Origin of the sequence: Streptococcus mitis subsp. hohhotensis (assembly GCF_020089495.2) — a bacterium.
Classification (GTDB): Bacteria; Bacillota; Bacilli; order Lactobacillales; family Streptococcaceae; genus Streptococcus; species Streptococcus hohhotensis.
Map to the genome: position 1 here is coordinate 1 of NZ_JAIRCA020000025.1, position 21545 is coordinate 21545.

Here is a 21545-nt window from a genome sequence, read left to right on the forward strand (position 1 = left end):
ATGATTAAAACTAGTGGAACTTACCCTGACACGGATTTCCACTGGTTTTTAGAATTTTTATCAGACTAACTTCCACTTGGATTAGCGGTGGAACTTAGTTTGGGAATTTACCTAGAGATTATCACAGTAAAACCTGAAAAGAGGGCTCTATTCGAGTCCCTCTGTAAATTAATCTGCATAAATATATGTTACAAAACCTGAAGACGTAGTTGTCGGATTGAACCACCCACGATGATTTCCAAGCGTGCGATTACCAGCATAATTTGATTCTGAAACTTGGATACGTGTTGTTGATTCTACAGCAGTGACTACCGCTACGTGTCCATAGCCACCATCATTCCAACATGCAATCGCACCAACTTGAGGTGTTGAACCTGTACGGAATCCTGCAGCAGCTGCACTTGTAGCCCACTGCGCTCCATTACCCCAATAGTCTCCAGCCCAAGGTGCTAATGTTTTAACTCCCCATGTACATTCTCCAATTGGATAGCTTGAAGCATTTGTACTGTATGTTGGGCGTTGTTTTACTGTCACAGGAGTATATGTTGCTGATTCCGAAGAAGCTACAGCTTGAACCTGTGCTGCAAAAGTCGTATTTCCAGAAGCAACAACTGTTTGTTGTTGACTTACTTGTTTTGCCTTGTAAGCTGCTTCTGCCTCTGCTGCTGCTTTTGCTGCTACTTCTGCTTCTGCTTTTTTCTCTAGCAAACTTGATTTTTCATCTTCTGCTGTAGCTTTTTCAGCAGCAAGATTTAATTCTGCAGCCTTCAACTCAGCTTGTTTCGTTGTTAAAGCTTGCGCATCATCAGACAATTTCTGTTGATTTGCAATTACTGTATTAATTGCGTCATTGTTTGCCACTTGCTTCTCAGAAATTGCTTTTTTATCTGCTTTTTGTTGTTCCAACATTTTGTTGTTAGCAGATACGATTTCATTCATTGCTGCTACACGTGAAATAGCTTCTGTAATTGATTTTGAGTTTACAATCGTATTGATGTAGCTAGTTGCAGCTCCATTTGTTTGAGCACTACGAGCTTGTTTTTCCAAAGAATCATTGCGAGATACAATGTTTTTAGAAAGTTCTGTAATCTCACTCTCAAGTTTTTTGGATTCTGCTTGTAATCTATCATTTTCAGCTTGCAAGTTAGATTGCTCAGCTTGAATAGCTGATACTTGCTCCTGAATTTGGTCAACTTGTTTTTGGGCTTCTTGTTGTTGTGCTGTTAAGTTACTAATTTTATTATCTTGAGCAGCAATTTTGTCATCAGTCGTTTCTGCATGCGCAGTTGTTAAAACAGCTACTTGAGAAACCATTACTGTACTTAATAAAAGTGACGCTAAGATTTTTTTCTTCATATTACGTAGATACTCCTTCTTTTAAAGACAATACTAGTATACCAAAAAAAGGCCTAATGAATATTACGCCTTTGTTACATTTTTGTTTCTTTCTTATAGATAATATCTTTCAAAAATAAACTGAAAAATAAGCATCCACACAAGATTTAAAATCATGGATGGTACGAGGCTATAAACGATAAAAATCGGCAGACTATCTAGAGTTAAACCTACCACTAATGCAAAGAGATAAGTTCCCATATCAAATAGAAAACTCATAACAATCATAGCCAAGATTCTCGTCCAACGATTCAATAAAATAACACTATTCAATTTATGAAGAAAGGCTCCCAATAAGATAAATAAGAGAGTTGCAATCCCTATTAGATGGAAAAAGTAAACATCGTAAACCAAGCCTATCACAAAACAATAGACTAGGTAGAGATACTCTGACACTTCTATCGTCTCAAATAAGAGAAATAGAAAAAGAAAATGACTAGCCAAATGTACATGGGGGAAAAATGAGCCCAGAAGCTGGCTAATATGGGCATCAATTAGAACAAAGAAAGGAAGCAATAAAAATACTCCAACTCGCTTCAACTGTCTCATTATGAATTCCCCACTAATTCTATCACATCCACATTATGAGTATCTGCACTCAATTTAACAGTTACTTCTCGTGTCAAATAGTCTGTACTATGCGTTGTGGCAACCACTTCACCAACAGGAATATCCGCAACGTTAAAGTTTCCTAATCCACCCGTGGTCACCTTATCGCCTGTACTAATATCGCTATTGCTATTTAATTGGCTAATTTTAAGAACTTCATTTTCCTTGTCGTAGCCAACAATAATTCCATAAATTGTGGTAGTGCCGTGTTGAATTTTAACAGAAATCTTATCTGCATTTTCCGTATTTGTCAAAAGGTTGACCATAGTTGAGTTTTCCTCTACTTTTGAAACACTACCAATCAAGCCACCATTTGCAATAGCTAACATGTTCTCAGAAGCCCCTTTTGATTTGCCTACATCTAAGGTCAATTCCTGCTTCCAAGATACCGGAGAACGCATAATAACATCTGCTGCCAAAGTCTTTGTAGCTTGCAACTTGGACTTCATACCAAGCAATTGACGCAATTGTTCATTTTCTGTCTTTAAACTTTCCGCCTCATTTGATTTAACTTCTAACTGGTAAATCTGTTTCTTCAAACTTTCATTTTCATTATATGTTCGTGTCAAATGAGCCAAATCTGATTTGACAGAATCAAACCACTGAAAAGGTTTTTGCACAACCCTATCAACCAATGAGATTCCATCTCCTAATTTTGTCACAATTGTACTTGAATAAGTCGTCGCTAAGAGAGCTGACACAAGTAGAACAGCGACAAAAACAATAATGACATATTTTGATTTTTTAAAACGGTTCATATCCCTACCTTTATATCAAAAACTGTTACAGTAACTTTTTTATCAATTCCTGAAAGCTACTAAGATTTTAAGAAAAATAAACAACAACCAAGTACGAGAACAACAAGAATGGTCAGCGTATCCTTTCGAGTCCATTTCAATTGTCTGTATTGACTTCTGCCTTTTCCACCCTGATAACCACGCGCTTCCATAGCAATAGCCAAGGAATCCGCACGTTTTAAACTTGTCGCAAAAAGAGGAATCAAAATGGGAATCATAGCCTTCACCTTTTGAACAATACTTCCTTCTCCAAAATCCACTCCACGCGCTTTCTGTGCATTCATAATCCGCGTCGTATCATCCATTAATGTTGGGACAAAACGTAGACTCATGGACAGCATCAATCCAATTTCATGAACTGGAACTTTCACACGCTTTAAAGGTGATAACAAAGCTTCGACAGCTGAGGCCAAACTTAAGGGCATGGTCGTTAAGGTTAACAAAGTTGAAAAGAAAATAATTAATACAAAGCGACAAAAGATAATTCCAGCTTGTTGCAAAGCATAATCCGTAATTCTCACAAACGAAAACTCAAATAAAACATTCCCATTAGAAATGAAAAACAGTTGAAAAATAGTTGTGAAGGCAATCAAGAAAAACATAGATTTCAAGCCCTGAATAAAAAATGAAAGAGATATTCCTGACAAGGAAATAAATATCCCTATCGCTATAAAAAGAATTAGATTCGTCAAGGGATTATTAGCCCAAAAAACGATTAAAATCAGTAGCATCATAGCCAGTAATTTGCTACGTGGATCCAATCGGTGAACAATCGAATCCCCTGGGATATAACGCCCCAAAATCATACTATCCATTTAGCGACTCCTTGAACTCCTCTATCTTAATCGGTAATCGTTTAAATGATACGCCTCTATCAGCCAATCGTTTACAAAAGGCTGTAATTTTAGGTACTCCCAGCTGCACTTCTTCCATAAAGACAACATCTTGAAAGACATCACTTGGTTTACCACCCTTAACTAAACGTCCCTTTTCCATCACATAGACTTGATTTGCATATTCAGCAACATCATCCATCAAATGCGTTACCAAGACAATGGTCATCCCTGACTGGTGGAGTTTTTTGAATAAATTCATCAGCTCTTTTCTTCCCAGGGGATCTAGGCCTGCTGTGGGCTCATCCAAGACTAATATGGCTGGTTCCATGGCAAGTATGCCTGCAATGGCGACACGTCTCATTTGTCCACCTGATAGCTCAAACGGACTGCGATCAAAAAGTGATTCCTCAATTCCAACCAGAGCCAGTTTCTCACGCGCAATCTGCTCCGCATCTTCTTCAGAAACTCCAAAATTTTGTGGTCCAAAAGCAACGTCTTTCAATACTGTTTCTTCAAAAATTTGATTTTCAGCAAACTGAAATACCAAGCCAACCTGTTTTCTAATTTGACGAATATCTTTATTTTTAGAAGTCGAGGTGATTAAGGTATCAAAAACTCGTACACTCCCTTGACTTGGCACCAATAAACCATTTAAAAGTTGTAAAATAGTTGATTTACCGCTACCTGTGTGCCCAATTAAAGCCGTATAAGAACCATCTTCAATCGTCAAAGAAACATCCGACAAAGCTGTTGAAGCTAAGGGAGTCCCTTCTTGATATGTAAAACTCACATTTTCTAGAGCAATTCCCATAGCTTATCCTCTAGCTCACTTTCTGTCAAATAATTTTCAGGCAAATCATAGCCATGCTGGTTCAAAGAATTTTTTAATTGATTGGCAAAAGGATCGTCTAATCCAATTTGATCTAAATCATTTCGAGAGAAAAGATCTCTTGGACTACTAGTTGATTCAATTTCCCCTTTTTTCATGACCAACACACGATCACTCATGGCAACTTCTTCCAAATCATGTGTAATGGAAATGACCGTCATATCATAGTCTTTCCGAATTCCTTTTACTGTCTCAATCAGTTCTCTACGCCCCTCAGGATCCAACATACTCGTTGCTTCATCTAGGATTAAAATAGCTGGTCTAAGGGCTACAACACCTGCAATGGCCACACGTTGCTTTTGGCCACCTGATAGACGCGCTGGCTCTCTCTTTTTAAAGTCCAACATGCCAACCAAATCCAGAGCTTCTTCCACTCTCTTTTTCATTTCTTGACGAGAAAGACCCTGATTTTCCAAACCAAAGGCAACATCATCTTCAACAGTCGCTCCAACAAATTGATTGTCTGGATTTTGAAAAACCATACCGATTTGACGACGTATATTCCAAACATTTTCCTCAATCAAACGTTGGCCATCAATTACAATCTCTCCAGATTCTGCTTCCAGTAAGCCATCAATTAATCGAACCGTCGTTGATTTACCACTACCATTATGCCCTACAATCGAAAGCCATTCCCCACGTTTCACGTGAAACGTAATATCCTTCACATCATAGTATTCTTGACTTTCCTTATAACGAAAAGAAAGATTTTTTACATCAATTACTGATTTCATTTCGAACCAAATGTCCCTTTAAATACATAGGCACTACCCTTGAAATAGTCATAGCCAGAGTAGATAGTGAAAAACAAGGCTACATAAAGTAGAACTTGACCAATCAAAGTCCAATGTAATAGCAAGAAAATAATGGCAAACATCTGACTGAAAGTTTTAATTTTTCCAGGCATTGCCGCTGCTAAAACCGTTCCACCAGTTTCAACCAATAAAAGCCTTAAACCTGTCACAGCCAACTCTCGACAGATAATCACTGCAACAATCCAAGCCGGAGCCATACCTAACTCAATCAACATAATAAAAGCCGACATAACTAGTAACTTATCCGCCATAGGATCTGCAAATTTACCAAAATTACTGACCACATTCCATTTACGAGCTAAATATCCATCTAAATAGTCGGTAATACTGGCAACAGCAAAGATAATAGCTGCCACTATATGACTCTCTATCGAATTTCCTATCGTTAAAATAAAGATAAAAATAGGTATAAAGAGAATTCGACCTATTGTTAAGAGATTGGGAATTTGTTCTTTTTTCATTCGTTTTTCCTTAATTTTTAGTAAAGGTTACAGTGATTTGTCCAGTCTGAGCTGTTAATTTCGATAAATCAACAGTCTGATTATCTACTGTCAAAGCAACACCTTTTACAACACCTAACGTAATTGTTACAGGACTTTTAGTTGCAACTGTTGCTTCTGCACTTTTCTTCTCTGGCGATAAGGTTACACCGCCCTCAAGTTCGCTTTCTGAAACGCTGACCCAACTTGTAACATCTGAAACTGCCAATTGCAATTTAACTGTTTCCTTACTTGTCTTATAAGCGATTTCTACATGATTTCCTTCGCCTGATACACTTATAGCTGATTCTATACTAGAAGAACTGTTAGATGAACTACTACTTGAGGAGTGAGTAACAGAGCTAGTTGAACTTATTGAACTTGTTGATTGAACCACACTGTAATTAGAAAGAGAAGCTCCCTCTGGTTGAGTTTGAATATAGTTCCAAACATAATAGGTCACAAAAATTAAAATCGATAAAGCAAAAAGGATAAAATAAAATAAAGGTAAAAAGGATGTTTTTTTCTTCTTTTTCTTACTTGAACGTCTACGACCTGTCAACTCATCTTCATCAACATCTACTTCCTCATAAGTAATCATACTCCCAGAATCATAAGCATCCAAAACAATTTGATCATCTAACTCAACAGCCCATGCATATTTTTTCAAGAAAGAACGCGTGTAAAAAGGACTTGGAAGTTGATCGAAATCGTCTGCTTCCATTGCTTCCAACATATCTAACTGGATTTCTGTCTTTTTCTGCAATTCATCTAAACTCAATCCCTGATTGATTCTAGCTAATCGTAAAACCTCACCAATTGTTTTTTTCCTCATACTTGTCATCCCTTCTTTCTAGTGTCTATTATGATAGGTTACTACGATGGGAATATTGTAAAATCAACTATATCCCCTTCATCTATTAAGTGATGCCCTGCTTCAAGGACATCCTCTAAAGTAATTTCCTGTAAAATCTTTGGTAAATCAAAAATTGTCTCACCATATTCAAAAGCATCATATTGCGTTGCAATAAATTCAAGAGAGTTCATGCTACTGAAAAATTCTCCAAACATCTCTCTTTTTATAATATCTAAATGATCCTCTGTAATATCTAAATCCTTTGTAAAATTACGAATGGCCTTCCTAAGTTGATGAGATAAAGCAACTGGCTCTTTCGTATCCATTGTCAACATAACAAAATGAAAACGACTTGTTACTTCAATTTCAAGAGATAAGGAAGCATCTATTTTACCTGATTCATATAACTTTTGAAAACGATCCGAAGTCCAACCAAACATCATTGCAAACAATAATTTTAATAAAATATGATGTCGATAGCAATCCGCCTCAGCAACTTCTCGATTACCTCTAATCCCAATCGCTAGTTTAGGAGAAGATACTTCCATTCTCATACTGTCTGTTTGCTTCACATCTTGTAAAACAAGCTTTTCTCTTGCTGCTTCCTGAACATCTAAATCTTCCAGTTCTTTTCTTTCAAAATAGTCCTGTACTCTTTCCACATCAAAATTACCAACTAAAAACAGAGACATATTTACAGGTTTGTAAAACCTTGTAAAGTTTTCTTGCAAATTAGTTAGATTGATTTGGGAAATGGACTCCTCACTTCCAACAATATCAGTTGCTAAAGGTGTACCAGGATACAAATTCGCTAAGGTTGAAAAGAATAAACACGAATCTGGATCATCTTGATACATTTCTCGTTCTTGCTGAATAATATCCTGCTCTCTTAAAATGGAATCTTCAGAAAAATGTGCTGATGTTACCAATTCATCAAGTAACTCTAAATTTTCTAAAAAATGATCCGTTGCTGAAAAAAGATAACCTGTTTTTGTAAAGCTTGTAAAGGCATTACTATCTGCACCTAGACTCGTAAAAGCAGACATCAAATCGCTAGCATCTTCTCTCTCAAATAATTTATGTTCAAGAAAATGAGCAATTCCTCCAGGATATTCTTTTACATCTCCGTCAACTTCTGTGACAAGCGTATCTACCGAACCAAACTGTACAGTTACACTCCCGTAAACCTCTTTAAATTCCTTTTTAGGCAAAAGAGCAACTGTCAATCCATTTGACAAACGAGTTCGATAAACCATTTCTTTTACAGCTGGATAGTATTTTTCTTCAAAAACAACCTTTGTCATTCTATTCCTTCCATAAAGTAAATCGTCTGTAGTTTCACATTATTAGCTGCTCTACAAATAGCATCTTTGTCAACTTGCTCGAGTTTTGCAATCCAACCTTTAAAGTCTGCTGAAGATTTTCCAAGTAAGGCATTTTGATAAGCACGTTCAATCAATGAATCTTGATTATCTTGAGAAAGTAACAAAGACCGACGAATCATTTCCTTGGTCTGCTCTAGCTCAAGCTCTGTAAAATATCCTTTTTTTAAATCAATCAGTTGATTATTCATCATTTTACGAGCCTGGTTACGATTTTCTCGATTGATACCAGCATACATCCTCAAGAATCCACTAAACAAATCGAGCTGACTTGAAATAGTATAAGCCAATCCAGCATTTTCACGGACATTTGTAAATAGTTTAGAGTGAGCAAATCCACCAAGTAAACCATTCATTACAATCATGGGTAAATGTTGCTCATCACCATATTCAGAAGGGCAATGATAACCTAATTCCAAAATAGACTGTCCCACATTTTTCCGAACCATACCTTCCTGAAGGATATTGGAATAAGGTTGACAATACTGAACCTTCACATCTCCTTTTCGACCTTTAAAGCCAAACGATTCTAATACATTCTGAATTTCAACCTCATTAAAGTCACCTAGGAAAAAGAAATCTATTCGATCATTGTCCAAAAATTTTTGGAAACAAGAATAAGAACTCTGTGGAGTTTCATCTAAAATACGATTTCGTAAATCACTATATTCCAATTGAAGACGTTCATCATGAAAAAACAATTTATCCACTTCTTTATGTGCAAAATAAAAAGAATCATCCATATCAGCTGCTAAACTTGCTAGCAATTGTTTTTTCTCAATTTCAAATAAGTCCGAATCAAACCCATTATCAAATACTACGGGTGAAAAAAGAGTTTCTTTTACAAGTTCCAAAACCTGAGAAGTTAGCACATTTTTCCTACTTAAAAACTCATCACGAACATAGGTAAATGTCAATTCTACAATGTGACTTTGCCCTCTTCTGAAACAATTGGTTGACATATCTGTACCGTATAGACTGGCCAAATGTCTTCTCAAATCTTGAGAAGTGGGGTACATCTGATTAGCAGTCTCTAACATACTCGCACTCAACATGCGACCTGCAATCGTATCGAGGGATAATGGAGCGGTAAAACGCACGGCGATTTTGTTCGTTTTAAACTTTTTTGATTGGATAAAATGTGTTGAAATTCCATGCACTAACTCCATGATTTACCTCCTTATATACAGACTTCTATTATATCACGAAAACCTGAAATTTTCTTGTTCTCTGTAACACTTTTGAAATAAAAATCGCTTACATTTCTCCCTATTTCTCTCACTATTTTTAGGAAAATATGGTATAATACCAAAGATTGAGGTGAATTATGGAATACAAATTATTTGAAGAATTTATTACCCTCCAAGCACTACTCAAAGAACTTGGAATTACACATAGCGGAGGAGCTATTAAATCATTTCTCTCTGAACATTCTGTTTACTTTAATGGGGAATTAGAGAGTCGTCGTGGTAAAAAACTTCGTATTGGTGATAAAATTGACATCCCTGACATGAATATTGACATCTTGTTGACACAACCTACTTCTGAGGAGCAAGAGGAATATCAGGCTGATAAAGTTGAAAAAGAACGAATCGCTAAACTTGTCAAGGAGATGAATAAGGGAGTAAAAAAAGACAACTCTAAACCTACTTCATCGACCAAAAGCAAACAAGCTCCACGATTCCCTGGTAGATAATCATGTGGCTACAACACCTATCTCTCAAATCTTTTCGTAACTACAAAGAGACGAAAATAGACTTTAATCCTAAATTAAATGTCTTTTTAGGACGTAATGCACAAGGTAAAACAAATATGTTAGAGGCTATCTATTTTTTAGCCTTAACGCGTAGTCATCGAACTCGAACAGATAAAAATCTCATTCATTTTGATGAGGAACAACTTCATCTTTCAGGTCTCGTTCAGAAAAAAACGGGATCCATTCCTCTAGAAATAGAACTAACACAAAAAGGACGTGTAACAAAAGTTAATCACTTAAAACAGGCACGACTTTCAGATTATGTCGGACACATGAATGTTGTCTTATTTGCTCCTGAAGATTTACAACTAATTAAAGGAGCACCTTCGGTTCGACGAAAATTCATTGATATGGAACTTGGACAAATCAAGCCAATCTATTTATCTGACTTAACCAATTATAACCACATCCTAAAGCAAAGAAACACTTACCTAAAATCAGCTCAAAAAATAGATGAAACCTTCCTTTCAGTGTTGGATGATCAGCTAGTTGATTATGGATGTCGTGTAATGAATCACCGCTTAGATTTCATAAAAAAACTAGAATCATTTGGGCGTAAGAAACATTTTGAACTCTCTAATCAGATTGAAGAGTTGTCAATATTCTATCAATCTTCTGTAAAGCCAACTGACAAAGAAGACTTATCCGAATCTTTCAAAATTGCTTTAGAAAAAAGTAGATCCAGAGATTTATTTAAAAAGAATACTGGTGTCGGTCCTCATCGAGATGACATTTCTTTTTATATAAATGGGATGGATGCTAGTTTCGGAAGTCAAGGCCAACATCGTAGTCTCGTCCTTTCTATAAAATTAGCAGAAATCGAATTAATGGAAAGTATTACTACAGAATCTCCGATATTATTGCTTGACGATGTCATGAGTGAACTTGACAACACTAGACAACTAAAATTATTAGAAACGATTTCTCATTCAATCCAAACCTTTATTACAACAACAAGCTTAGATCATCTTCAAAATCCACCAAAAAATCTAAGTATTTTCACTATTCAGGATGGTAAAGTTTCTGTAAACAAAAATTGACAGCATTGTAAAAGAACTCCTGTTTTCACGGGAGTTCTTTTCATTGTTTTTACATAGAATAATTTGGTGCCTCATTAGTAATTTGTACATCATGAGGATGGCTTTCTTTCAAACCAGCACCAGACATTTCAATAAATTGAGCATTATCGTGTAGTTCTTTAATGTTAGCTGCACCACAGTAACCCATACCAGAGCGAATACCGCCAATCATTTGGAAAACAATATCAGCTGCAGCTCCTTTATAAGCAACACGACCTTCAATTCCTTCTGGAACGAGCTTGTTTGCTTCATTGACAGAACCTTGGAAGTAACGATCGCTTGAACCTTTCTTCATAGCAGCAATTGATCCCATACCACGGTAAGTCTTAAACTTACGTCCTTGGAAGATTTCAGTTTCGCCTGGAGCTTCATCAGTTCCAGCAAACATTGATCCAAGCATAACTGCATTTCCACCTGCAGCAAGGGCTTTTACAATATCTCCAGAATACTTGATTCCACCGTCAGCAATGATCGTTTTACCATATTCACGCGCAACAGCTGCAGCATCGTAGATAGCTGTTACTTGTGGAACACCAACACCAGCAATCACACGAGTAGTACAGATAGAACCTGGTCCAATACCAACCTTGACAACGTCTACACCTGCCTCATAAAGGGCACGTGCTCCCTCAGCAGTAGCAATATTTCCAGCAATCAAAGTACGATCTGGGAAGTGAGCACGAATCTCAGCAATTTTACGCAAGACACCTGCAGAATGACCATGTGCAGTATCAATAACAATCGCATCCGCTCCTGCCTCAAAAAGAGCCTCTGCACGTTCAAATGTATCTGAAGTAACACCTACTGCACCTGCAACTAGAAGACGACCAAACTCATCTTTAGCGGCATTTGGAAACTCAATAACTTTTTCAATATCTTTGATAGTAATCAAGCCAGAAAGGCGACCTTCTTCATCTACCAAAGGAAGCTTTTCAATACGGTGTTCCTGAAGAATACTCTCAGCTGTTGCAAGATCTGTACCCACAGGAGCAGTAACAAGATTTTCACTAGTCATATGGTTTGAGATTGGTTGGTTATAATCTGAAATAAAACGAAGATCTCGGTTTGTCAAAATACCAACCAATTTACGATTTTCAAGTGTTTCAACCACTGGAACACCACTGATGCGGTAACGACCCATAAGCTCATCTGCTTCAGCAATTGTATGTTCAGGTGTCAAGAAGAACGGATCAATAATAACTCCATTTTCAGAACGTTTTACCTTACGAACCTCGTCTGCTTGTTGAGCAATTGACATGTTTTTATGGATAACTCCGAGACCGCCTGCACGAGCAATAGCAATGGCCATTTGACTCTCTGTAACTGTGTCCATGGCAGCGGTAATAATTGGGATATTTAAAGTCAGATTATCTGCCAGTTTAGTTGTTAAATCTGCATCGTTAGGCAACACATGACTTTCAGCTGGAATAAGCAATACATCATCAAAGGTAAAACCTTTTTTCAAAAATTTAGTGTCCCAATTAGACATTCGAAGTTTCCTCTTTTCTTTCTTTTTGAGCTTGACTCTTTTTATATTGTATCTATCATACCATTCTATAAAAATTTGTCAAATGTTACAGGGGTAAATAAAAAACTATCTTTTCTTTGAGATAGAAATGATAGTTTCTTGTAAAATAAACTTAGTAAAAGTAATGAAGTCCCATTACTCCTTTAACCTCAGATAGGGTTTGACCTGCAACTTCACGCGCTCTTTCACTACCTTTTTGAAGCATATTATAAACTTCTCCCATATCCTTAGCAAATTCGATACGGCGCTCACGAATAGGACCCAGTTCACGTTCTAATATTTCAAGTAGATAACGCTTGGTCTTTACATCACCAAGACCACCTCGTTGATAATGTTCTTTCATGTCAGCAATTTCTTGAGCATCTTCTGGACGACCAAAAACATCTAGATAATGGAAAACCATATTTCCTTCAATTTTACCTGGATCCTCAACGCGGATATGATCTGGATCTGTATACATACTCATCACTTTTTTACGCAAAGTATCCGCATCATCAGCTAAATAAATACCGTTATTGAGTGATTTAGACATTTTAGCATTTCCATCTAAACCAGGCAAACGCCCTGCTCTCTCATTTTCTGGATAAATACCTTCTGGTTCCACCAAAACATCACAGTTATATGCATTGTTAAAAGAACGAACAATCTCACGAGTTTGCTCAATCATTGGTTTTTGGTCTGTCCCAACAGGAACATAGTTAGCCTTGAAAGCTGTAATGTCAGCTGCTTGAGCTATTGGATAGACCAAGAATCCTGTCGGAATGCTTTCTCCAAATCCTTTCTGAGCAATTTCTGTCTTGACAGTTGGATTACGCTCCAGACGTGCTAATGAAACCAGATTCATATAATACATAGACAACTCAGCCAACTCTGGAATCTGGCTTTGAATAAAAATAGTTGACTTACTTGGATTCAATCCAACTGCAAGGTAATCCAAAGCCACATTTCCGATAGACTCTACAATGGTTTGAGGATCTTTGGCATGATCTGTCAAGGCTTGTTGGTCAGCCAAGAACACAAACATATCATACTTATCCTCTTCCTGTAATAATACTCGATTTTTGAGACTTCCAACATAATGTCCAATATGCAATTTTCCTGTTGGACGGTCTCCTGTTAAAATAATGGGTTTAGTCATTTTATTCTCCTTCGATATGGTCCCTTCAATTATAGCATTTTTTTAATGAAATAACCGCAATTTATCAAAATAAATCAACCTTGCTATTTACGGATTTGTGTAAAGTGTGCTGTAAATTTAATTTACACAAAATTGACAGATAAAAATTTGAATATTTCCGTATTTTCTAGTAGAATAAATATATTACACATATAGGAGAAAAACATTGCTTACAGTATCTGATGTTTCACTACGTTTTAGTGATCGCAAACTTTTTGATGATGTCAATATCAAATTTACAGAAGGAAATACTTATGGATTAATCGGTGCTAATGGTGCCGGAAAATCAACCTTTTTAAAAATTTTAGCTGGAGATATCGAACCTACTACTGGTCACATCTCTCTTGGTCCAGATGAACGTCTCTCTGTTCTTCGTCAAAATCACTTTGACTATGAAGATGAACGTGCCATTGATGTTGTTATCATGGGAAATGAAAAACTTTATAGCATCATGAAAGAGAAAGATGCCATCTACATGAAGGAAGATTTCTCAGATGAGGATGGAGTGCGTGCTGCCGAACTTGAAGGAGAGTTTGCCGAGCTTGGAGGATGGGAAGCAGAAAGTGAAGCCTCTCAACTACTTCAAAATCTAAACATTCCAGAAGAATTACACTACCAAAACATGAGCGAATTGGCCAATGGTGAAAAAGTAAAAGTTCTCCTTGCTAAAGCACTTTTTGGTAAACCTGATGTGCTTCTCTTGGACGAACCTACCAACGGTTTAGACATCCAATCTATTACTTGGTTAGAAGACTTCTTGATTGACTTTGATAACACCGTTATCGTAGTATCCCACGACCGTCACTTCTTAAACAAAGTATGTACTCACATGGCCGACCTTGACTTTGGAAAAATCAAACTCTATGTCGGAAACTACGACTTCTGGAAGGAATCTTCTGAACTCGCTGCTAAATTGCTAGCAGACCGTAATGCTAAAGCAGAAGAAAAAATTAAGCAATTACAAGAGTTCGTTGCTCGTTTCTCTGCTAATGCTTCTAAGTCAAGACAGGCAACATCACGTAAGAAAATGCTTGATAAGATTGAGCTAGAAGAGATTGTACCATCTAGTCGTAAATATCCATTTATCAACTTTAAAGCAGAGCGTGAGATCGGTAATGATCTCTTGACAGTAGAAAATCTAACTGTAAAGATTGATGGTGAGACTATTTTAGATAATATCAGCTTTATCTTGCGTCCAGGTGATAAGACAGCGCTTATTGGACAAAATGACATCCAAACGACTGCATTAATTCGTGCAATCATGGGGGATATTGACTATGAAGGAACTGTCAAGTGGGGAGTAACTACTAGCCGTTCTTACTTGCCAAAAGATAACTCGGCCGATTTTGCAGGGGGAGAGTCAATCCTTGACTGGTTGCGTCAATTCGCAAGTAAAGAAGAAGATGACAATACTTTCCTACGTGGCTTCCTCGGCCGTATGCTCTTCTCTGGAGATGAGGTTAACAAACCTGTAAACGTCTTGTCAGGGGGAGAAAAAGTCCGCGTCATGCTTTCAAAACTTATGCTCTTGAAATCAAATGTCCTTGTACTTGATGATCCAACCAATCACTTGGACTTGGAATCTATCTCAAGCTTGAATGATGGATTGAAAAACTTTAAAGAATCAATCATCTTTGCCAGCCATGATCACGAGTTTATTCAAACTCTAGCTAACCATATCATTGTCTTATCTAAAAATGGCGTCATTGACCGTATCGATGAAACCTATGATGAATTCCTAGAGAATGCAGAAGTACAAGCAAAAGTTAAAGAACTTTGGAAAGACTAAATAAAACTTCAAAACTCAGTTGGGTTAACCAGCTGAGTTTTCTAACATTTTATGAGGTAACATGAAATTATTTTTTAAAACATATTGGACCTATTTTGTTTCTTTCATCATTCCCATAATCATTATGATAGGAGTATATCTATCTCAAGGTATCTACTGTAATAGCGATACATCTCCACTATTAGGAGATGGGTTTCATCAATACGTTATTTTTGATGTAGCTTTACGAAATATCCTATATGGAAATGGTAGTCTATTTTACACCTTTACAAGTGGCCTCGGATTAAATTTCTATGCCCTATCTAGTTATTATTTGGGTAGTTTCCTTTCACCACTAGTTTACTTTTTTAATCTGTCGAATATGCCAGATTATGTCTATCTGACAACTCTCTTAAAATTTGGATTGATTGGACTGTCAACTTACTTTAGTTTAAATAAATTATTTCAATCGATTCCTAAGCCTTTAAAACTAGCTTTATCTACTTCCTATGCTCTGATGAGTTTCACTGTCAGTCAATTAGAGATAAAAACCTGGCTAGATGTTTTTATCTTGATTCCTTTAATTATAACTGGTTTACATCTACTTATCACTGAAAAGAAATTCATATTGTACTTTACAAGTCTGTCAATATTATTTATACAAAACTATTATTTTGGATATATGACAGCATTATTTCTTATTTTCTGGTATCTCTGTCAAATTTCTTGGGATTTTAAGACTCGAAAATCATCTGTTCTTGATTTCATAATCACCTCCGTTTTAGCTGGTATGGCTAGTTTGATTCTGACTCTTCCTACTCTGTTTGATTTACAGACACATGGGGAAAAATTAACTGAAATTACAAAGTTTCAAACTGAAAGTAGCTGGTATCTTGATCTCTTTGCTAAACAATTCATCGGTTCCTTTGACACAACAAAGTATGGGGCCATCCCAATGATTTTTGTTGGACTACTTCCCTTTATTTTGACTATTTTATTTTTTACGATGAAATCTATTAAGTTTCACGTGAAACTTATCTATACAATCTTCTTTGCATTTCTAATTGCTAGCTTTTATATAGAAGCTCTTGATTTATTTTGGCAAGGCATGCATACTCCAAACATGTTTTTACATCGCTATGCTTGGATTTTCTCTACCTTGTTAATTTACACAGCAGCAGAAGTCTTAAAGCGTCTGAAAGAACTTAAAGTCTGGAATTTTTTAGTTTCGCTTTTTCTTATAGTAACAGGATTTTTAGCTACCATCTATCTAAAATCACATTATTCTTTTTTAACAGATTTGAATATTCTGCTTACTCTTGAATTTTTGGTTGTCTATTCGCTTTTACTCCTTGCAGTTATCAAAAAGTTTATCTCTGTAAATCTATTTGCCATTCTAATTTCTTTATTTATAATGGTTGAAATAAGTTTAAATGCTTCATCTCAAATAGACGGAATTGCTAAAGAATGGGGTTTTGCTTCTCGAAGTTCATATAATCGAGATATCCCAGCTATGGAATCTTTCTCAACATATATTGGAAATTCATTTACTCGTACTGAAAAACTACACACTCAGACAGGAAATGACAGTATGAAATTCAACTACAATGGAATCTCTCAATTTTCATCTGTTCGAAATCGTTCAGCAAGCTCTACTTTGGATAAACTTGGGTTTAAATCCTCTGGGACTAATCTCAATCTCCGCTATGCCAATAATAGTATTTTGGCTGATAGTTTATTTGGCATCCAGTACAATATCTCAGAAACCCCTATTGATAAGTATGGTTCCCAAGTTGTATATCAAAAAGATAATCTTACCCTATATGAAAATCAATTCTCTCTTCCGATTGCATTTGCTAGTCAATCTGTTTACAATGATGTCAAGTTCAATGAACACACTTTGGATAATCAGGCCTCGTTTTTAAATCAACTTGCTAACGTCAATTTTGATTATTTTTCTCCAATACCCTATGAAAAAACAGAGAATACTGATGATTTGATTAGTGTTACAAGCTCTTCAAATGAGGATGCAGCAATCCAGTATCAAATTGAAGTGCCAGAAAACAGCCAAGTTTATCTTTCTTTCACAAACCTTCACTTTTCTAATGACAAACAAAAAAAGGTTGACATCCTTGTCAATGGGAAAAAGAAAACTTTTACAACTGATAATGCATTCTCCTTCTTTAATCTAGACTATACAAAAGAGAAAAAGACTTTCAATATCAATGTTAGTTTCCCTGGAAATTCACAAGTATCATTTGAATCTCCTACCTTCTATCGTTTAGATACCAAAACTTTTACCGAGGCAATTCAAAAAATTAAAGAACAACCTGTCACAGTATCAACTTCTAAAAACAAGGTCTTTGCTACATATGATATCAAACAAGATACGTCGATTTTCTTCACCATTCCTTATGACAAAGGTTGGTCTGCCTACCAAGATGGGAAGAAAATAGAAATTAAACAAGCTCAAACTGGTTTTATAAAAGTTGACATTCCTAAGGGAAAAGGAACTATTACACTTTCCTTTATTCCCAATGGGTTTGTTGTTGGAGCAATCTGTTCCTTTACTTCTCTTTTACTATTTGGAATCTATAATCACAAACGAAAGTCATCTAAGACATAAAAAAATCGACCAGTTGGTCGATTTTTTTAATCTTCTTCCATTTTCTTAGGTCGATAGGCTAGCATACCTAAACCAGTAAATAGGGCTAATATCACAGCAAGGAAAATGACTTGATGATGAATATTTCCTGTCATAGAAATTGTTTGTCGTAATCCAGAAACCGAATAACTCATTGGTAACCAAGGATTAATAGCTCTAAAGAAATTATTTGTCAAAGCAAGTGGATAGGTACCTGCACTTGATGCTAACTGTAATAAAAGCAAAATAAGAGAAAAGAAAGCTCCTATACGGCTATTCCATGTTGTTAAAGCGGTTACCATGGACATGAATACTAAACTTGTTAGGATAATGAGAATAAATGTTCTCATTTCATGATTAGCAGTTAAACCAATAAGATGAACTCCTCCATATACCAAAATTCCTGCTAAAACAGCTATAATACCATTTATTTCAGCTCGAGATTTCAACCAAGCCCAACGACTCTCTGGATGACGTCCTGAAGGCAACTTCGCAAAGATCATATTCGTTGATATTGCTGCAACAAAGAGAGCAACTGATATCATATAAGGAGCCATTGCGATTCCATTTACAGGAACTTGGTCATTGTCTGTTTTGGAAAGATTGAGTGGATTTGACAAAATCTCTGCATTTTTAGATTCCGTTGATGCTGATTTAAGTTGATCACTAGCATTACTTAGTCCTTGTCCTAAAGAAACAACTCCTGTCTGTAAACCTTCCAATCCAGAAGTTAACTTTGTTCCACCTTCTGCTAGTTTCCCAGCTCCAGCTGCCAATTTATTAGCTCCACTTTCTAATTGAGAAGCACCTGAAATTAACTGACTGGATTTGTCAGCTAGTTGGCTAGAGCCTGACTGCAATTTATCAACTCCTGCTATCAATTCTTGACTCTTTTGATTCAATTGGTTAGAGCCAGTTGATAATTTTTCAATACCAGACACTAATTCTGGAGTTTTTTCAACTAATTGACCAACTCCTGCTGTCAAGTTAGAAGATTTTTGTGTCAAGGTAGTTGATCCTGAAACTAATTTGCTCAAACTACCTGTCAAGGTGGAATTCATTTCACTTAGTTGACTTGCGCCTTGAGAAACTTTATCAACACCTACAGTATATGCATTTATCCCCGATGTAATTGACTGACTAGCAGGAACTAATTTGCTAGTAACAGCTCCTTGTATCTCTGTTAATCCACTTGACAATCCTGTCAAAGAAGTAGAAGCAATAGGTAATACTTGATTAGCTTGATTTTTTAATGTCGAAAGATTAGAATATTGATTTTGTAAGTTTTCTAAACTTCTCTGTAAACCTTGTACTAAAGCTACAATTGACTGAGCCGATTGAATACTATCAGTTGAATTTTGAGATACAGAAGCGCTTATCTCAGCTTGTTGCTCACTTGTCAATGATTGATAAGCTGCTGTCGATTGAATATTAGCTAATGTAGTCGCTTTATCAGACTGCGCACGTGCTAACATTTGATTAGAAAGAGATACTATACTTGATAAAACAGAATCTAATTGTTTTGTATCTCCAACATCAATATTTTGAATAACTTGATTTAACTGATTTAGACCAGAAGATAATTGATTAATTTGATCTTTTTTCCCAGACGAAGTATCTAACTTGCTAGAAAGTTGTTGAATACCTTCACTTAATTGCTCCATACCCATTCGAAGTGTAGCTGATTGATTAGATAACTGATTAGCACCTGTTGCAAGACTTCCCACTCCGTTTGTATAAACACTAACACCAGATGAAAATTGATTAAGACCAGCATTAAGCTGAGAAACACCGCCAGTATAGGATTCTACACCAGTATATAACTGATTGATTCCCCTTACTAATTCAGGACTTTTAGAAGATAATTGACCTAATCCGTTATCTAATTGACTCACTGCACCAGTATATGTAACTAAACCACTATTAAAATTTCCTAAGCCAAGATGAAGTTGTTCGACACCAGAAACATAAGCAGATAATCCTTTAGTAAACTGCTCCGTTCCATTTGAAAATGTTAAACTTGAAGCTGCTAAAGAGTGTAGGTTGGTAGTTAATGTTTGACTTCCTGCCACTAACTGATTCGCTCCATCAGTTAATTTTTTACTACCAGAAGCTGCTTGACTCATACCATCCTTTAAATCGACCATTTTGTTAAATAAGGCTTTAGTATAGGTCTCAGTTACATTGGTAGAAACATTCTGCTTTAATTGTGTCATAGCAGAATCACTCATCTTGCTGGCAATAAAGCTATGACCACTTGAAGTCTGATAATCGATTTGCATTTGCTCTGGATGATCCGTTAAAATAGAAGCTGCTTTTTCAGATAAATCACTTGGTAAAGTCACTACCATATAGTAATCGCCATCTTCCAATCCCTTCTTTCCTTCATCTTCATCCACGAAATGAAAATCCAAGGTTTTATTTTCTTTTAAATTGGACACCATGTCTTTTCCTATAGACATGCTATTACCATTATAGGAAGCCTCTTTATCATTATTGACAACAGCCACAGGTAAGTCAGACAATTGACCATATGGATCCCACATTGAGGACAAAAATATGATATTGTACAGAGCTGGAATAAGAGAAATCCCTATCATGACAATAATAAAGGTTGGTTTTTTAAAAATTGCTTTCCATTCTTTAAACATAGTTTCTCCTTTTTTAAACATATTGTCTAAAATTTTGATATAATAGATTATACAATAAAAAATCTAAATTACAAGATAAAAAATCCATTTTTAGACATATAGTCTAATTTGTTTACAAGGAGGAAATATGAAAGAAAGTAACAAACGCTTAAAAACAAAGCGAACTATTGAAAATGCTATGGTACAATTACTGATTGAACAGCCATTTGATCAAATTTCTACTGTCAAGTTAGCAGAAAAAGCCGGAATTAGTCGTTCCAGCTTCTATACTCACTATAAGGATAAGTATGATATGATTGAGCACTATCAAAGCAAGCTATTTCATACATTTGAATATATTTTTCAAAAACATGCTCATCACAAAAGAGATGCTATTTTAGAAGTATTTGAATATCTAGAGTCAGAACCACTTCTGGCTGCCCTTCTTTCTGAAAATGGGACCAAAGAAATCCAAAATTTCTTAAGAAATAAACTTCATATCATGCTCAGTACAGATTTACAAAAGCAATTTATGCAACTGAATTTCAATACCACTGAATTAGAATATAGTAGCATCTATCTAACTCATGCACTTTTTGGTGTCTGTCAAACTTGGATTGCACATGGAAAAAAAGAAAGTCCTCAAGAAATAACAGATTTCCTTATGAAGATGCTTGGTGATACAAATTGATACAAAAAGAGGAACACAGCTGTGTTCCCTTTTATCTGGCTCTATAATATTTGTAGTGGGTAAATCCCCTATGGATATTATGGAGCCGATTTTGTTGTAGAAAAAAAGTCCCATAAGATCTATAATGAAAAGCGACCAAACCATCATTAGAAAGAATCATATGGAACAATTACATTTTATCACAAAACTACTCGATATTAAAGACCCTAATATC

Annotated in this window: 18 protein-coding genes; 5 read left to right on the forward strand and 13 right to left on the reverse strand. The window is 36.0% G+C overall.

The window, feature by feature from the left end; translation table 11 throughout:
* Nucleotides 1–168: 168 nt before the first annotated feature.
* The 10 genes from pcsB to yfmF all read right to left on the reverse strand — a co-directional run bounded on the left by pcsB (nt 169) and on the right by yfmF (nt 9227).
* Nucleotides 169–1356 carry a peptidoglycan hydrolase PcsB gene (gene pcsB, locus K4Z77_RS08835; protein WP_224219088.1) on the reverse strand — a complete coding sequence of 396 codons (1188 nt, stop codon included), beginning with the start codon at nt 1354–1356 and terminating at the stop codon, nt 169–171.
* Between the two features lie 93 nt (nt 1357–1449).
* Nucleotides 1450–1944: a rod shape-determining protein MreD gene (mreD, locus tag K4Z77_RS08840; RefSeq protein WP_001249451.1), complete on the reverse strand. Its 495-nt coding sequence runs from the start codon at nt 1942–1944 to the stop codon at nt 1450–1452.
* Entirely contained in the window at nt 1944–2762 is an 819-nt protein-coding gene (gene mreC, locus K4Z77_RS08845; RefSeq protein ID WP_224219089.1) for a rod shape-determining protein MreC, read from the reverse strand. The genes mreD and mreC overlap by 1 nt, the downstream gene beginning before the upstream one ends.
* Nucleotides 2763–2821: 59 nt before the next feature.
* Nucleotides 2822–3616 (reverse strand): energy-coupling factor transporter transmembrane component T family protein, encoded by a 795-nt coding sequence (locus K4Z77_RS08850; protein WP_224219090.1) that lies wholly within the window; start codon nt 3614–3616, stop codon nt 2822–2824.
* Nucleotides 3609–4448, reverse strand: coding sequence for an energy-coupling factor transporter ATPase (locus K4Z77_RS08855; protein WP_224219091.1), 840 nt, complete (start codon nt 4446–4448; stop codon nt 3609–3611). The genes K4Z77_RS08850 and K4Z77_RS08855 overlap by 8 nt, the downstream gene beginning before the upstream one ends.
* Nucleotides 4433–5260, reverse strand: coding sequence for an energy-coupling factor ABC transporter ATP-binding protein (locus K4Z77_RS08860; protein ID WP_224219092.1), 828 nt, complete (start codon nt 5258–5260; stop codon nt 4433–4435). Before K4Z77_RS08860 ends, K4Z77_RS08855 begins: the two co-directional genes overlap by 16 nt.
* Nucleotides 5257–5802, reverse strand: a complete 546-nt coding sequence (pgsA, locus tag K4Z77_RS08865; RefSeq protein WP_224219093.1) for a CDP-diacylglycerol--glycerol-3-phosphate 3-phosphatidyltransferase — start codon at nt 5800–5802, stop codon at nt 5257–5259. The genes K4Z77_RS08860 and pgsA overlap by 4 nt, the downstream gene beginning before the upstream one ends.
* 10 nt (nt 5803–5812) lie before the next feature.
* A complete protein-coding gene (gene rodZ, locus K4Z77_RS08870; RefSeq protein WP_224219094.1) occupies nt 5813–6655 on the reverse strand; it encodes a cytoskeleton protein RodZ in 843 nt (280 codons plus the stop codon).
* 41 nt (nt 6656–6696) lie between these two features.
* Nucleotides 6697–7980, reverse strand: coding sequence for an EF-P 5-aminopentanol modification-associated protein YfmH (gene yfmH / locus K4Z77_RS08875; protein ID WP_224219095.1), 1284 nt, complete (start codon nt 7978–7980; stop codon nt 6697–6699).
* Nucleotides 7977–9227 (reverse strand): EF-P 5-aminopentanol modification-associated protein YfmF, encoded by a 1251-nt coding sequence (yfmF, locus tag K4Z77_RS08880; protein ID WP_224219096.1) that lies wholly within the window; start codon nt 9225–9227, stop codon nt 7977–7979. Before yfmF ends, yfmH begins: the two co-directional genes overlap by 4 nt.
* A gap of 158 nt (nt 9228–9385) precedes the next feature.
* Here yfmF and yaaA point away from each other — a divergent pair, with 158 nt between their 5' ends.
* Nucleotides 9386–9754 (forward strand): S4 domain-containing protein YaaA, encoded by a 369-nt coding sequence (gene yaaA / locus K4Z77_RS08885; protein ID WP_224219097.1) that lies wholly within the window; start codon nt 9386–9388, stop codon nt 9752–9754.
* A gap of 2 nt (nt 9755–9756) precedes the next feature.
* A complete protein-coding gene (gene recF / locus K4Z77_RS08890) occupies nt 9757–10854 on the forward strand; it encodes a DNA replication/repair protein RecF (protein WP_224219098.1) in 1098 nt (365 codons plus the stop codon).
* Between the two features lie 49 nt (nt 10855–10903).
* On the opposite strand, the gene guaB is transcribed toward recF, so the two are convergent.
* A complete protein-coding gene (gene guaB, locus K4Z77_RS08895) occupies nt 10904–12382 on the reverse strand; it encodes an IMP dehydrogenase (protein WP_224219099.1) in 1479 nt (492 codons plus the stop codon).
* A 151-nt stretch (nt 12383–12533) separates the two neighbouring features.
* On the reverse strand, nt 12534–13559 hold the full coding sequence (gene trpS / locus K4Z77_RS08900; protein WP_224219100.1) for a tryptophan--tRNA ligase: 1026 nt from the start codon (nt 13557–13559) through the stop codon (nt 12534–12536).
* A 205-nt stretch (nt 13560–13764) separates the two neighbouring features.
* Between trpS and K4Z77_RS08905 the strand changes: the two genes are divergently transcribed.
* Both K4Z77_RS08905 and K4Z77_RS08910 read left to right on the forward strand, forming a co-directional pair.
* Complete coding sequence (locus K4Z77_RS08905) at nt 13765–15387, forward strand: ATP-binding cassette domain-containing protein (RefSeq protein WP_000958774.1); 1623 nt, start codon at nt 13765–13767, stop codon at nt 15385–15387.
* Between the two features lie 61 nt (nt 15388–15448).
* Nucleotides 15449–17992 carry a YfhO family protein gene (locus tag K4Z77_RS08910; protein WP_224219101.1) on the forward strand — a complete coding sequence of 848 codons (2544 nt, stop codon included), beginning with the start codon at nt 15449–15451 and terminating at the stop codon, nt 17990–17992.
* A gap of 26 nt (nt 17993–18018) precedes the next feature.
* Here the strand turns inward: K4Z77_RS08910 and K4Z77_RS08915 are convergent, their stop codons facing one another.
* Nucleotides 18019–20661 carry a YhgE/Pip family protein gene (locus tag K4Z77_RS08915; protein WP_224219102.1) on the reverse strand — a complete coding sequence of 881 codons (2643 nt, stop codon included), beginning with the start codon at nt 20659–20661 and terminating at the stop codon, nt 18019–18021.
* Nucleotides 20662–20788: 127 nt separating this feature from the next.
* On the opposite strand from K4Z77_RS08915, the gene K4Z77_RS08920 reads away from it, so the two are divergent.
* Nucleotides 20789–21331, forward strand: coding sequence for a TetR/AcrR family transcriptional regulator (locus K4Z77_RS08920; protein ID WP_000665087.1), 543 nt, complete (start codon nt 20789–20791; stop codon nt 21329–21331).
* Nucleotides 21332–21545 lie beyond the last annotated feature (214 nt).